The organism is Oceanispirochaeta sp. (assembly GCF_027859075.1).
GTDB lineage: Bacteria > Spirochaetota > Spirochaetia > DSM-2461 > DSM-2461 > Oceanispirochaeta.
The window spans coordinates 1-13,883 of sequence record NZ_JAQIBL010000087.1 but is presented as its reverse complement, the minus strand read 5'-3'; the positions used below and the strand labels follow the sequence as shown (position 1 = coordinate 13,883).

At 40.3% G+C, this 13,883-nt stretch carries 12 protein-coding genes; 4 read left to right on the top strand and 8 right to left on the bottom strand.

Annotated elements, in window-relative coordinates:
- Positions 1-1,200 (top strand): capsule assembly Wzi family protein (locus PF479_RS04665; RefSeq protein ID WP_298002781.1); only part of this gene is annotated, 1,200 nt, incomplete at its 5' end.
- A 56-nt stretch (positions 1,201-1,256) separates the two neighbouring features.
- Here PF479_RS04665 and PF479_RS04660 read toward each other — a convergent pair.
- From PF479_RS04660 to tagD, 5 genes are all read right to left on the bottom strand, one after another.
- On the bottom strand, positions 1,257-2,642 hold the full coding sequence (locus tag PF479_RS04660; protein WP_298002778.1) for a surface carbohydrate biosynthesis protein: 1,386 nt from the start codon (positions 2,640-2,642) through the stop codon (positions 1,257-1,259).
- 36 nt (positions 2,643-2,678) lie between these two features.
- Entirely contained in the window at positions 2,679-4,178 is a 1,500-nt protein-coding gene (locus PF479_RS04655; protein ID WP_298002775.1) for an N-acetylneuraminate synthase family protein, read from the bottom strand.
- On the bottom strand, positions 4,178-5,215 hold the full coding sequence (locus PF479_RS04650) for an acylneuraminate cytidylyltransferase family protein (protein ID WP_298002773.1): 1,038 nt from the start codon (positions 5,213-5,215) through the stop codon (positions 4,178-4,180). Before PF479_RS04650 ends, PF479_RS04655 begins: the two co-directional genes overlap by 1 nt.
- A 121-nt stretch (positions 5,216-5,336) precedes the next feature.
- On the bottom strand, positions 5,337-5,558 hold the full coding sequence (locus PF479_RS04645) for a hypothetical protein (RefSeq protein WP_298002770.1): 222 nt from the start codon (positions 5,556-5,558) through the stop codon (positions 5,337-5,339).
- Positions 5,559-5,640: 82 nt separating this feature from the next.
- The gene (gene tagD, locus PF479_RS04640; protein ID WP_298002767.1) at positions 5,641-6,027 is read right to left on the bottom strand and encodes a glycerol-3-phosphate cytidylyltransferase; all 387 of its coding nucleotides are present in this window, start codon (positions 6,025-6,027) and stop codon (positions 5,641-5,643) included.
- A 67-nt stretch (positions 6,028-6,094) separates the two neighbouring features.
- Between tagD and PF479_RS04635 the strand changes: the two genes are divergently transcribed.
- Positions 6,095-7,567, top strand: coding sequence for a flippase (locus PF479_RS04635; protein WP_298002763.1), 1,473 nt, complete (start codon positions 6,095-6,097; stop codon positions 7,565-7,567).
- A gap of 2 nt (positions 7,568-7,569) precedes the next feature.
- Here the strand turns inward: PF479_RS04635 and PF479_RS04630 are convergent, their stop codons facing one another.
- The 3 genes from PF479_RS04630 to PF479_RS04620 all read right to left on the bottom strand — a co-directional run bounded on the left by PF479_RS04630 (position 7,570) and on the right by PF479_RS04620 (position 11,664).
- Positions 7,570-8,958, bottom strand: a complete 1,389-nt coding sequence (locus tag PF479_RS04630; protein ID WP_298002760.1) for a hypothetical protein — start codon at positions 8,956-8,958, stop codon at positions 7,570-7,572.
- 2 nt (positions 8,959-8,960) lie between these two features.
- On the bottom strand, positions 8,961-10,634 hold the full coding sequence (locus tag PF479_RS04625; RefSeq protein WP_298002757.1) for a hypothetical protein: 1,674 nt from the start codon (positions 10,632-10,634) through the stop codon (positions 8,961-8,963).
- 325 nt (positions 10,635-10,959) lie between these two features.
- Positions 10,960-11,664, bottom strand: a complete 705-nt coding sequence (locus tag PF479_RS04620) for a LicD family protein (RefSeq protein WP_298002755.1) — start codon at positions 11,662-11,664, stop codon at positions 10,960-10,962.
- 417 nt (positions 11,665-12,081) lie between these two features.
- On the opposite strand from PF479_RS04620, the gene PF479_RS04615 reads away from it, so the two are divergent.
- Together PF479_RS04615 and PF479_RS04610 are read left to right on the top strand one after the other, a co-directional pair.
- On the top strand, positions 12,082-12,849 hold the full coding sequence (locus PF479_RS04615; protein WP_298002752.1) for an NTP transferase domain-containing protein: 768 nt from the start codon (positions 12,082-12,084) through the stop codon (positions 12,847-12,849).
- Between the two features lie 8 nt (positions 12,850-12,857).
- Positions 12,858-13,883, top strand: a 1,026-nt coding sequence (locus tag PF479_RS04610; protein ID WP_298002749.1) for a CDP-glycerol glycerophosphotransferase family protein, incomplete at its 3' end; no start/stop codon positions are given.

Genomic DNA, 13,883 nt, shown 5'->3' with positions numbered 1-13,883 from the left:
GTATTTTCCCAGAATAGGGATTTTGACATCATGGACAGTGTTTATCCTGACTCTGAAGGGTATGGTTATTTCTGGGGAGTTGGCCTGGATGATTATCAACGACCGGGCGATTCCTTTATTAGCGACTGGTCCTGGGGAGACAGCGAGATCCGCTACTCCTGGAGGGCTTTCACTGTTGGTTTTGGAACACAGTCTGTCTGGCTTGGTCCCGGAGTAAACAACAGCCTTATATTATCCAACAATGCAGCTCCTTTTCCCAAAATTGATATAGGGACCCACAAAGCCGCTTTCCGGAATTGGGGAGAATTTGAATTCCGTGTTTTTTGGGGAAAACTAAGCGAAAGCGATTGGTTTGATGACAACTCTGAGAATGATAATAGTCTCATTTCCGGAGCTTCCGCATCCTGGTCTCCCTCTTTTTTCCCTGAATTGACCCTTGGACTGAACCGTACCATGCTTTCCAAATGGAATGACAGCACATGGTCCACTTACAGTGAGATCATTGTGCCTGATTTGGAGTCGACTGGGGTTGATAGAAGTGATCAGAGATTTTCCCTGACAGGTGAAATGCTTTATACAGAAGTTGGCTTCAGAGTATGGTCGGAGGTCGCCTACAATGACTTTTACCGCAGCTGGGACTCTTTCATCCGTTATCCCTTTCACACCTTCGCCTTTAATCTTGGTACTGAGAAAGTCTGGAGCCTGAGAAACCCGGATTATTCACTGATGATTCAGGGAGAAATGTCTTCCACTGAATCCTCAAGGGATACGGCTGTATACTGGCCGCAGACTTTTTATGCACACCATATTGTAACTCAGGGTTATACAAACGAAGGGCAGATCATGGGAGCTTCTTACGGAAGCGGTGGAACCTATCAGAATATCAAGGCGACATTTATTCACCCCAGAGGATACGTTTCTGCTTTTCTAGAACGGCTGAATGGTAACAATGATTATATTTACTTTCTGAACTCAGGATCGGGAATTGGTGTTCAAAGCAGTGAAAAAGACAGGTACAGACTGAAAGCCCAGTTTACTGTTGGAGCTGAGTCCGCCTGGATATTGGAAGAGGGAATAATCCTCTCAGGAGGAATGGCTTTGAATATGGTACATAATCCACTTTATAATGATGATGATAAACAGAGTAGTGATATATTAAACTCTTTTTACTTGTTCATGGGTCTGAAAATAAAACTTTAGAGTTCCATATGGAAATATCCGGACCTATTCAATATCAGCCCGGATAACGTAGAACTCTATTGTTTCATAGTAATTTCAACAGTATTCTCAATATTTCGAGACGCGATATTGCCGAATCGCTTGAGCAGCTTATTGTAGATCACAACGCAATTGTCCACTTCATCAGAAGTAAGACTGTCCAGTTTCTGCTTTTTATAATCCTCTCGATTTTCTGTAAACTTTTTGGGCTTGATAAGCTTTCTTTTCAGTCGTTTATATAAAAGAACAGATTGGTTAAAAACTATTTTTTTAAAATAGTTTTTTTGCCTATTCTTGATCCCGGCTATATAAGCTTCCAGGATTGTATCAGCAATTCGTTCAGAAGCAAAAGGGCCTGTTAAAGACGAAATATATTCGTTTATTTCTTTTGGAATTTCCTGTGTTAAAGGACCTTCTTTTACAAGATCAAGAACCTCTTCATGTGTATAGGCCTTTGCACTGACATCATTGGGGAATTCGTGCTCAAATTTATTATTATGAAAGGGCATATAGGCAATTGATTTTCTATTCACTAAAGCTGCCTGAACGCCTGAGGTACAGGAATTATGTATGACAGACTGGGCTGCCATGATCCAGGGTTCAAGTTCTCCCTCAAAAACAACCTGTATATTACTAAATTCTTTCATGGCGTCTCTCCAGGCTTTATGATTTTCACTGGGATGAGGCCTGACGATAATAGGAACATCGGGTAATTCTTTTCCCAGAAAAAGAACCAGCTTCTTAAGCTTATCAAAAACCCGGGTTTTATATTCCAGGTTTTCCAGATGATATTGTTCATCTTCTTTATTCTGAATATGTCCCTGATGTCTTAGAAGTTTTAAATAGGTTTCACTGGGATTCTCTTTCTCCCCATTAACATAATAGTGATTGTTCCAGGCGAAGTTTGATACAATGAGTACAAAGTCACCGTATTTTTCTTTGAGATCATCTACCTGGTCTTGATATATGCCCCTCAATTCGGGTCTCAGCAAATCCATTCTCGGATTTCCCGATTCAACAACTCTGGTCGTCTCCTTGAGCTGGTTGACAAGGTCAGACTGTTTTTTCCCCCAGGTAAAGAACAGACTTGTATGGTTTAACGACTCCTTGCTGAGTCTTCTCAGATAAATGAGAGGATTTGCCCATACAATCCCTTCTTCATCAAGACAGGCTATATCTATATTGCTCCTTCTCAGGTTTTTAAAAAATGACTTCCTGCTGGCAAAGGTATTTCTATCGATAAAGAGCCAGGAATTTTCATCAATGACTTTATCATATTTACGATCATTCGTTAAAATTACCCGGAATCCTTTTTCCGCAAGAAAGCAGGACAGAAGAACTTTCCCAGGGAATTCCCTGACTTTTGTCTCAATACTTAATGTAATCGTGCGGTCTTTCCGCTTCTGAATATCTGCAGCATCCATTATATATTCCTTTGATCTTGAATAACTTGAATCAGATTACCAGTTTTCAAGTATGGTTTTTCTTTCCATTAAATCCATTCGAGTGATGGATTCGTTTGTATAGTAGGAGTCATTCTTTAAGTGAGATGTTGAAATCTCTTCAAAGATGGCTCCATTTCTGCTTGAAAAACTGTGATCTGCATTACGTTCGACAAGGAGAATTTCCCCGGCTGTCATGTCATGGGCTGTTCCCTCGATAACAACCTGAAGATCTCCCCACAGAAGGTGAAAAGTCTCTTCTTTTTTCTTATGAAGATGCACAGGGTGTTTCTGACCGGGGAAGAGGATCATGAGTTTTTTGCAGTATTCACGGTTGACGATGTTAATCAGGATGGCTCCGGTTTCACGGAACATTTGCAATCCCTTATGATGGGAAATTTCAACTGTGCAGTTCTCGGGAATCCTGATTCCGGCTTCATAAAGCATTCCCTGTGCTTCATGTACAATTGATCTTATGAATCCTACTGTATCATTCTGAATCTGATGTTCATAAACAGGCTCATCTTTCTCGTAATTTTTTGATGCAGTCAGATTGGCTCTGTACTGTCCCAGTTCTCCGCTTGTTGTTTGGCCTTTCTGGCAGGGCATGGCAAAATAGACATCACCCAATGATAAAGGTTCGCCTTTCTTTATGTTTTTGGAGGCATAGACGCCTCTTTTCAGTGATAAGAGGGAGTTCTTTTCATCCTCTGATATGTGTTTCTCACTGTCTCCGCAAATAGCTTTGGCATCTAATGCAGCGCTAATCCATTTTTCCACCTGCTGGGGATTCATGGAATAACCGTTAAGCTTAATGGAATCAGTGGGCACTCCAACATGTCTTTCCAAAATGACCGCCTTTTTACTGACAGCTATTTTTACCGGATCAGTATTTTCCGGATCTTCATGTCCTGAGAACCCGACAGGAACTTCAGGATAGCGGTGGATAAGACGGTCAAGAAAATCCATGTTCAGAGACTCATTCGGGGAGGGATAAAGAGCGACACAATGCATCAATGCAAAATCTGTGTGCTTATGCCGGAAAAAGCTTACCAGAGAGTCAATATCAGTAATCTGAAGACCTCCGGTTGAGATAATAACAGGTTTTCCCGACTGGGAAACCTTTTCCAGTAAAGGCCAGTCATCAGCACTGCAGCTGGCAACCTTTACATAATCCATTCCCTGGGTGACACAACGGTCAACGGATATTTCATCAAAAGGTGTAGACATTGATTTTAATCCGCGTTCTTTTACTCTTTTGAGAAGCTGCTCAAATTGCTCGTCCGAAAGTCGGGTACTCATCAACCGGGGAACATGATTTACATCTGTCCTGTTTATAAAATCCTTATGAATAAAGGAAGACAAATCTCTGTATTGAAATTTTACAGCTGCATTCAGGTTGAATTTATCTCTGATTTTGGCCATTTCATCAATAATTTTAAAGCCATGGGTCATATCCCCCTGGTGGTTATTTGCCATTTCGAAAATGAATAGATCATCAAAAATACTAGTCTTCATTATATTTCTCCTTTTGTGAGTTCTTTTAATTCTGAAAGAGATATCAAACGGTCATCAATATAGTAATCTGCACCAGGTTTTCCCATAACCAGCTTGTGATAAGACACACTCCAGTCTCTCATTTGTTCTTCGGTCACACTCCGCCAATCAATTCCGGTAAGAGACCCCCGGGCCGTATGGAGATAAATAGTGCTCCCCTGTTCATAGAGATAATTGACCAAGGCAATAGTATCCTCTATCGGTTTTGCCTTTGAATAATCATTCCCCGGAGAGAGAGTGGCGATGACTCCGTCAATATCAAAACAGAAGGACTTCCCTGTCATTTTTGTATTATGGGATTGAATAGCTTTAACTGACTGTTCAAATTGCTCATAGGTATCAATATCGAAGAAGGAGTCCATTATATAGCCGTGGATGGAGTCTCCCGTCATAGATTTTTTTTCCAGAATAGTCTTTGTCCTGATAACATCAATGGACGCATTCTGGATATACACTTTGGGCAATTTCTGACGAGGCATGTTGTAGGCATCAGGAATATCGCATTCAATGATAGGTTTCATTTTGCCATTTGTTCCAACAGACCACATTTTGTAGGGGGTTTCCGGGGCTTCACTGACAGTGCGGACACAATCAATTTCAGGGTTTTTTAATAAAATGCCAATCATTTCATCAATAACTTCCGGATTCCGTATCGGGCAGGTTGGTCTCAGATGGACGCAGATCTCCGGAAGATACCCTTCTGAATTCTGTAGAAAATTCAGGGCATGCAGAAAAACATCAAGATCTGTTGAATCATCTGCGGCAAGTTCCAACGGACGAAGAAATGGAATCTCAGCACCGTACTCTTTGGCTATTTCTGCATAGTATTCGCTGTCTGTACTTAAAATAACCCTGTTAATCAATTGGGATGCCAGGGCATGATCAATCGAGTGGGCCAACATCGGTTTTCCACCGATGCTCATGATATTTTTATCCTTTATGCTCTTTGACCCGCTTCTGGCAGGAATCAGGGCCAAAATCTTTGTTTGGGCAATCATTTTTTCTCCTGTGAATCCCTACTGAAAAATCAAATAACTTGATAGATAGGACCAGTTTTCAATATAACAGGTCTTACTCATTGACTCAATAAACAATCTCCCGAATGGTGAATCCTTCAAATCACAGCCTACGATATGATATTGCCAGAATCCTCTTGTTCGCATCCGTATCGGCTAACAGGCGTTTTGAAAAATACCTGTCATGATAGAGTATCAGTTCTGCATCGGCTGTTTCTCTGATATCCAGCTCATAATACTTGAAGTTCCAGAATTTGCCGAAGTCCTCCGAGAGGGGCGCCTTGATACTTTCCAGAGTGTTTTCTGTATATTTCTTTTCAAACAAATCAGCGCCGAGACGGTGTCCTTGATTATTAGAAGACATACAAGCTGACAAGGTAAGAACCAGCAATATGCAGACGATTCTCTTATATTTTAAGGTCATTTTTTATCTGCGAGGTTGAAATGCCGTCGGTCCTCTGCAAATATATAACTTCACAGTAATCTTTTAGAAAATCAAATTCCCCTTGCCAGTCATCCCCGATAACAAAGACATCAACATTATACTTGATGACGTCATCTTTTTTCTGTTCCCAGCAGGTTTCCGGAATGACAAGATCTACAAATCTGATTGATTCCAGTACCAGTTTTCTTGCTTCATAGGGATTGTAGGATTCTTTATGTTTTACTTTATTAAAGTGATCATCAGAAAGGCCTACGATCAGATAATCTCCCAGCTCTCTGGCTCTCTTTAAGAGATGAACGTGTCCCCAATGCAGTAAATCATATGTGCCGTATGTTAAAACCCTTTTCATTCTGAACAGGATATCTCAGAATACAAGTATTGACAATAAATCACAGCTGAAATAGCTTGATTCAAGAATGAAAAACAGATCAGTTAAAGTAAACGCTTTTTTTAATACTTTTAAAGAATTTCTCGATTTAGCGGTGCCTTTGATTACTTTTCCTTATATTACACGGGTTCTGCTCCCTGATAATCTTGGAAAAGTCCAATTTGCGACATCGATTGTGGCTATGTTTGCCTATTTTGCAAGTTTGGGAATACCTCTTTATGGTGTACGGAAAATAGCTGCTGTAAAAAATGATATTAATGCAAGAAGCAGGATCTTTTTCTCGATACTGGTAATTGAAAGTGTTCTAACTGTTCTTGTTTATATCGCTTTTTTCATCTCTATTTTTGCAGTTGACAAATTTAACAAAGAGATCGCTCTCTATTTGATTCTGGGTATGAGAATCGGATTGAAAATTTTTGGTTTTGAATGGTTTTTCAAAGGCATGGAAGAGTACCGTTTCATGGCTACGAGAAATATGATTTCCAAAATCATAGGGGTTTTTCTGATTTTCTGGCTTATAAAAGGGCCTGAAGATTATATGTTGTATGGTTTGATCTCCATTATCACGGATTTTTTCTCAAAGTTTCTGAATTTTATCAACCTTAAAAAAATGGTAGGAAAGGTATCAAGGGATGAACTGGATATTAAGGAGCATATATCCGGTTATGTGTCGTTTTTCCTGGTATTTATTTCAGCTAAAATCTATGCGGATATTGATAAGGTCATGCTTGGTTTTATCAGTACAAATGCTTCTGTCAGTTATTATGTCACTGCTAATAAGTTGATTAATATAATCAAGGCGATGTTCATAGCTGCTTCATCCGTCCTTATACCCAGGTTCTCCTATCTGATCGCCCAGGGACAGTCTCATAAATTTAAGCCTCTTGCCCAGAAGGCTTTTTCTATCATTTTCTTTCTTCCCATACCAGCCATGGCGGGATTGTATCTTTTGGCAGATGAGGTCGTTCTGATGTTTGGTGGTCCCAAATATCTTCCCGCAGTATTGACGATGAAAATACTGCTTCCCATTCTGTTTTTACTGCCTTTAAAGAGTTTTGTTGGAAAACAGATACTGATTACCTTTGGTCAGCATAAGATTGTCCTCATGTCAGTTACCATGGCGACAGTTCTGAACATCATTCTAAATTCTTTCCTAATTTCCCGGTATTCACAGAATGGGGCGGCTGTGGCTACACTGGTTTCGGAAGTCATTATTATCACACTGGAAATTTTGGTCGGATACAAATACTTTAAGGACCTGGAGCTGAATGTTCCCCGTAATTTCATTTATATTGTTGCGACCTTTTTTATGACAGCTTGTGTCTTTTTTTCAAAAAGATACTTAACAGCCGGTTTTGCCCCGATGAGTCAGATTCTGGCTAGTTCATTGATAGGGGCTGTAAGCTATTTCCTTTTTCTCCTGTTATTCAGGGAGAACCTCTTCCTACCCATGATTTTTAAAATGATTACAGGGAAGAAAGGCGGGAAAAAGGACGATTGATTTTAAAAAAGAACCCGTCTGTATCCAAAGCCGATATTGAAATCGAAGTCATCTTTCTGTATATCAAACCCGACATTTCCGAGGAGTGATTCTTTGCTGCTGAGGCTCCACTCTGCCGCTGTATCAACCATCAGTGTATGCTCAGGATCTTCCAGGGCATACCAGTTTCTATAGGGGGCCTCATAGGCAATATCAATCCCTTCCGCTCCTGCAGCCAGCCATTCCAGGCTTGCATTCAACTTGAGGGGAGCTTTATTCCATTCAGCGGACAGCTTTGATGTTATTGTATCAGGGCCGTATAAAGCACCGAAAAAAGTATTCATGGTTTCCCGTTTGTACTCCCAGGAGTAATACATGGGATTGGTAATTTTGCCTGACTCATCCTCTCTGTTGTACAGATATTTACTGGCCCATATCCAGTCGAATGAAATCCTCAACCTGGCAGGAGCTTTTTTTTCAGCCCCGATACTTATCATATGATCGTAGGCACTACTCTCTTTTTCTGATGACCCTCTCCCTGCTTTACCCCAACTTCTGGAGAGTCCTCCCGTCAGACCCATGCCGTTGGGGTTACTATCGGATGACTCTATGGCCATATTATAATCATCCGAGATAAAGGATCCATATACCATAAAATCTGTGACGGGTTCAAAAACAAAAAACAGTTCATCCATTACATTTTGATAGTCCTGATAGTAACCGTGGTAGAAAGTATTGAACCCCATGTCCTGTATCATGGGAATCTGTCCATAGATCAAGTTGTATTCTGTCACACCAATTTGCAGTCTGCCTGATTTCCAGAAAAAACTGTGGGCAAAAAGGGTTTTATATTCGGTATCCGCCATTTTCTCCATGGCTTTTCTGTCAGAAGTAATGGCTGTAAAAAAATAAGTCCATGATCCCTTTTTCATAAAAAACTCTTTTTCCAGAGCTAAGTGATCAAAGTAGGGAGCCGAGGAGGCCAGTCCCAGGGCGTAACTTCCCGGTCCAATCTGAATTTTTCTTCTGCCCCCTGAAAGCCGCAGACCATTCTTCTGCCATTCTATATATCCTATGTCAGGAATATTGGGGTCCATATATAAATTACCATCACTGTCTATATAAGGAAGATTGGAAAAGGTATTATGATGCAGATCCACCATCAGGTCTGTATGGAGATCCATCTGGGTATAGACACGAAGATTCTCCTGGTTCAGATCAAGATAAAGTCTCACCAGGGAAGGACTGTCATACCACTCATACAGCTGATTTAGAGTCGGTAATTCCTGATCATTGTCATAGCTGCTGTTATAGGTAAAGAGGGGTGTGAAAATCCCTCCTGCTGATGACGCGGCTGTAAGAGGGCTGATAAGGCTTAATAAGAATAATAATAATGGAAGTGATTTTTTCATAATTAATAGTAGAATTCCGCTCCTATGCTTAGAATATTATTCTGGTAACCATTCCATTTAAGATCTGAAGAATCTCTAATTTCTCCGATTACAAGGCCATAACCGGCTTTCAGGGTTACAGGAAGTTCAGGGACATCCCAGCGGCAGTCCAGAGAGAGAGCATTGATCATCTCAATAAGGTTTCCATTATGGTTTTTCTGATCATAGCCGCCCTCTTCATACAGGTCATAGTCTATGGCATCCTGTATTGAGCTGCCGTACTGATCACTATGAGTCATAAAACGATAGGAAAGATCAAATAGAAAGTTGCTGAAAGCTGCTGTGCTAAGCTTAATCAACAGTTCATCACTGTCCGGAGGCAGGGGATATCCCAGATTTTCACCCTTGTTGGCATAATAGGTATACATCCGGGTTTTCTCATCCGCATCATAGTAATCGGTGTAGGACGGGTATTTCTGGGCATAGTGAGTATAGAAGTATGGTTCAAGCCTGGTATACTGAACAGTGACCGTCGTAAAAGGCAGGAAGGATACAACGCTTTTCAGGCCCCCCTGAAGGGCAAAGATATTCCTGACCTCCGTAAACCAGTTGGAAGGATTCCAGGATCTCATTTCATCGGAAGTGTAACTACCGTAGACCTGATACCCTTCATGGAAGTTCCAGGCCATTTCAAGACCAAGATACATATTGTCGTAATTGCCAAGGGTGTTCTGATAGACAATGTCGTTCATAAAAGGGTTCATATAACCCAGTTCAAATCGTTTGACCCACACAACGCTCTGGTTAATTGAAAAATCAAGGCCATAGGGGAAGTGGAATTCCATTCTGCTGCTGGTCAGCATATTCTGAAATTCATCATCATTCTCCCAGTCAGTAAGGGTCCCTGTCAGAAATACAAGATCAAAACTATCTGTGAATTTGAAGATCCCTTCAATGGCATCAAAAGACCGGGCATTCTCTGAAATGAGGATGTTTCCCTCACCGGGTCCCCAGTCTCTGTCGATCATTCCCCATCTCAGAAAAATATGATTGTCCAAAAGAGAAAGAGCCATCTCCGGAGAGGTATTATAACTGGATGAATGATCGGAGTTTTCTCCGTCTGAGTATCCGATGGGAGAATCATCGCTATGGCTGATATAAAAACCTTCTCCCGGTGTGCTGAAAGTGTAGGGGGCCCAGGCGGTTGAACTGAGTTTGTCATATCTCAGCCCCACATCCATTCTATAGGAGAATTGGTCAGTCAGGTTTCCTTGAAACAGCATATTGAGAACATTGCGCTGATCATAATTATCAGCATCATCAGTAGACATATTAAATGATGTAGCAAAGGAAGCGCCCATTTCAAAATCAGCGATTTCAGAACCACTCAGGGGCAGACGGCCCGTTTTCCAGATACTCTGACCTTTTTCTGGCTGAAGCTCTGCCAGGTACTCTTTTATCAGAGTTCGCTCTTCGGCTGAATCTGTTTTTCCGAGCATAATATGGAGCATTTTAATAACTTGTTCATTTGAGTATGGTTTAGCATAACTTAAGGAGGGAAACATCCCCTGTAATTTACCGGTTTCCAGCAGCTGGTAAACCGGACTGTCCAAGGGGATGGAGAGTTGATTGGGAGTTGCTGCGAGGCCTGAAAGAACTATAGTTAATAAAAATATCTGTAATATCCTTTTTTTCATGAACAATACTCCTGTAGGTAACATTCGTTGCCAGTTAAACTTTTATTTTCATCTTCTTAATATACATAATTCCTGCTGAGATTGAAGGTTATTGTATTTTCCACTCCAATTATTATATTGTCTCCAAGATAATAATTACCACATATTCCTCCAAAAAGTTCTAGACATATGAGTATGTATTGTAATCGTCAGAATATACAATGTTTTTGTTTGTATAGATCCTGAGTGTCTGATGCTTTATCATTCTTTATGCCATATCATGAGATCCTTCGACTACGCCCGGTCTCTCACTCTATATTGGACTGCAGAAATATGGATCTTATGTTTAATATAGGGGATCAAGCAGTTGTTCTACGGATTTATCGTCCCGGATATTATCATAATCTTTCTTAGGGGTTTCCCAATCAACTCCGAAACGGTAGGCAAGGTATCCCCTGGAGTCTTTGGGGACTTTGTAGGTTCTGCTGTTGAATTCAATAACGGCCAGATTATCGGTGAAATGTGCAGGAGCTGATTTAAGGGCTCTGTTTCTTATAGACCAGTACATCTTATCGTCATGTTTGATTTTTACAAACATATCAAGCTGGGCCCAACCCGGTAAGACAAACAGACGCCGGCTCTGAATTTTTATCAACCTTACATCACCTTTTTTCAAAGGAGTTGCATCAGCTCTGTTGACAACAATTTCCACCCTGTAACCGTACTTGAAATGAAATGATTTTAGTTTATTGATTATTCTGGGCAGATCTTCTATTCGGATTGTGATATCCACATCATGATCCCAGGGTAATAGACGTCCTTCCCTGACCACTCCCAGCAAAGTGCCGCTTTCAAGCCAGTAATCAACTCCGTATTTATCCAGGAAATCAACGACTCTGTCTGTGAGCTTCAGAGTTTTTTTCAAGATTTTCCCTTCAAGGGGTTTCTGAGTTTTGTTTAAATAAACTGATATCAGCTTATGCAGAAATGAAACTTGTCTGTCAATTTGTTTGGCTTCCTGCCATATCTCTTTCATAAATTTGATATTCATATAAACCTGTATCCGCATAGATGATAATTCATAAAAAGCCCAATACTCCGGTGTATAATGATTTTATCAAACAACAAAAAATTAAACCGATGAAGAGCTTGAATTCCGATTTTTATATTACCATAGAAGATGTTCTAAGTCATACATGAGGAAATGTTTTGGCTGAAATAATCTTAAAAATCGGAATGAAAAGAAAAATATGCTCCCTTGAGTTTTGATTTAGCTTTATCTATAATGAGTTTTCAATAATGGGTTTTCATTAGAGGATGCAGTATGGATGAAGAGAAGATATCTGTGGAACAGCTTTATCTTTTAAATTTGTTATTCTAATTTCTGCTAATCCGGGAGTTCCTTACTGTCCGGATCAAGTGATTTTAAAGTTTATACAAGGCTCTTTAAAACCCCAAAGGAAAATACATGAAAACGATAATACTTTCTGCTGGCAAGGGTGAGCGTCTGCTTCCTTTAACCAAAGAAAGACCGAAAATACTTGTTGAACTGGGAGATGGAACAACTCTGCTTTCACGGCAGTGTAAGAGTCTACTTGAACGGAAGAATCTGGGTGATATCGTTATTGGAGGCGGGCATTGCGCCGGCAGAATTGATGAATTCAGAGAAGAGTCTCCCTATCAGGAAAGAATGTCTGTTGTTTATAATCCTTTTTACGGAATTTCCGGCCCTCTGGTAACACTTTGGGTTGTTTTAAATAAAGTATCTGACAGTGATTTTATGTTTATGAATGGTGATACAATTTTTGGTTCTCAAGTGTATGACACCATTCAGACTATTATTGATGGAGACCGGGAGGGGATTTTCCTGCTCTGTTCCCGGCATGAAGATAAGGGCGACGATGATGTTAAAGTTCTGGTGAATGATAATGGCAGCATAAAAAAAGCCGGCAAACAGATTGAAGGTGCTGATCATGTCTCTGCCGGGATTACCCTCGTAAAGGGTGCCTCTGTATCAAAGCTCTTCCGTCAAATTCTGGAAGAGGTTGCCCGCACTAAGGATTTCCTGAAGTATAATAAAACCTGGCACAGTTTTTTAAATGATCTGATTGACCGTGATGTTACAGTGCATTCTGTTGAGGTAGAGAAAAAAGAATGGGTTGAAATTGATATCCATTATGAACTGACAGCCCTGCAGGATTTAATCAGAAACAAAGTCATCCATACCAATTTCTGAGGGGAAACATGATAAGACTGCTTGATCTTACCAAAAAAATACTATCAACATCTATAAAATTGATTCTGGGAAACTGTATCATTCAGCCCTTATCATGTCTGACGCCCAAAAAAAAGATCGTTGTATTCATTACCCGTTTCGGTAATACTTTTGAGGGAAATTTGAAATATCTTTTTCTTTATTTGAATAGCCGAAATGATCTTGGGGATACCAAGTTCTATTTTCTGACTGAAAGCAAAAAAATTAGAGAGGAACTGCAAACTGCCGGTCTTCCAGTTCTTTATTATTATCGCCTTTCAACATTTCTGATCTTACTACGGTCTCAGGCTGTGGTAGTTGACGGAAATGAGTGGGCTGGAAAGCTCAGGCATCAACTTCTTATCAGAACTGCAAAATTTCAGTTATGGCACGGTAGCGGGATGAAAACAGTTGGTAAACTCAAACCGAGACTGCAGAAACAGAGTCCCTTAATCAAGAAAATCTCTGATATTGTCGGACTGCATCCCTGTTACGATATTCTGAGCATGAATTCCCAGGTACAGGTTGAGACACGGGCCCATGCCTTCAATTATAAAAAAATCCTTATTAACGGGCAGCCCCGGAATGATGTTCTTTTTGTGGAAGACAGTGAACCCTACCTTGCCGGTGCCGATGTCGAGACTTTCCATAAAGCTGTAGATTATAAAAAACAAGGATACAAACTGGTTATCTATTCTCCCACCCACAGACACCCTTCCAAAGAGTATGATGTGGTTAAAGGAGCTATGGATATTGCAGAACTGAATAGATTTGCAGAACAGCATAAAATAGTTTTTATTTTCAAATATCATCAGAAAACTCGGAAAGAGCATCAGTATGATATTTCATCTGCGGACAATATGATTGAGTATAATAAATATAAAGACGTTTATCCTCTTTTCGCCTACATTGATCTGATGATTACAGATTATTCTTCCATTTTTGTAGATTTCATGGTCTTAGGGAGGCCTGTTGTTTTTTTTCCTTTTGACTATAACCACTATGTGAATACAGAA

Coding starts and splice junctions, on each gene's coding strand:
- PF479_RS04630 (WP_298002760.1), bottom strand. CDS start 8,958: ATGAAAAAATCACTTCCATTATTATTATTCTTATTAAGCCTTATCAGC.
- PF479_RS04620 (WP_298002755.1), bottom strand. CDS start 11,664: ATGAATATCAAATTTATGAAAGAGATATGGCAGGAAGCCAAACAAATT.
- PF479_RS04650 (WP_298002773.1), bottom strand. CDS start 5,215: ATGATTGCCCAAACAAAGATTTTGGCCCTGATTCCTGCCAGAAGCGGG.
- PF479_RS04625 (WP_298002757.1), bottom strand. CDS start 10,634: ATGAAAAAAAGGATATTACAGATATTTTTATTAACTATAGTTCTTTCA.
- PF479_RS04660 (WP_298002778.1), bottom strand. CDS start 2,642: ATGGATGCTGCAGATATTCAGAAGCGGAAAGACCGCACGATTACATTA.
- tagD (WP_298002767.1), bottom strand. CDS start 6,027: ATGAAAAGGGTTTTAACATACGGCACATATGATTTACTGCATTGGGGA.
- PF479_RS04615 (WP_298002752.1), top strand. CDS start 12,082: ATGAAAACGATAATACTTTCTGCTGGCAAGGGTGAGCGTCTGCTTCCT.
- PF479_RS04635 (WP_298002763.1), top strand. CDS start 6,095: ATGAAAAACAGATCAGTTAAAGTAAACGCTTTTTTTAATACTTTTAAA.
- PF479_RS04655 (WP_298002775.1), bottom strand. CDS start 4,178: ATGAAGACTAGTATTTTTGATGATCTATTCATTTTCGAAATGGCAAAT.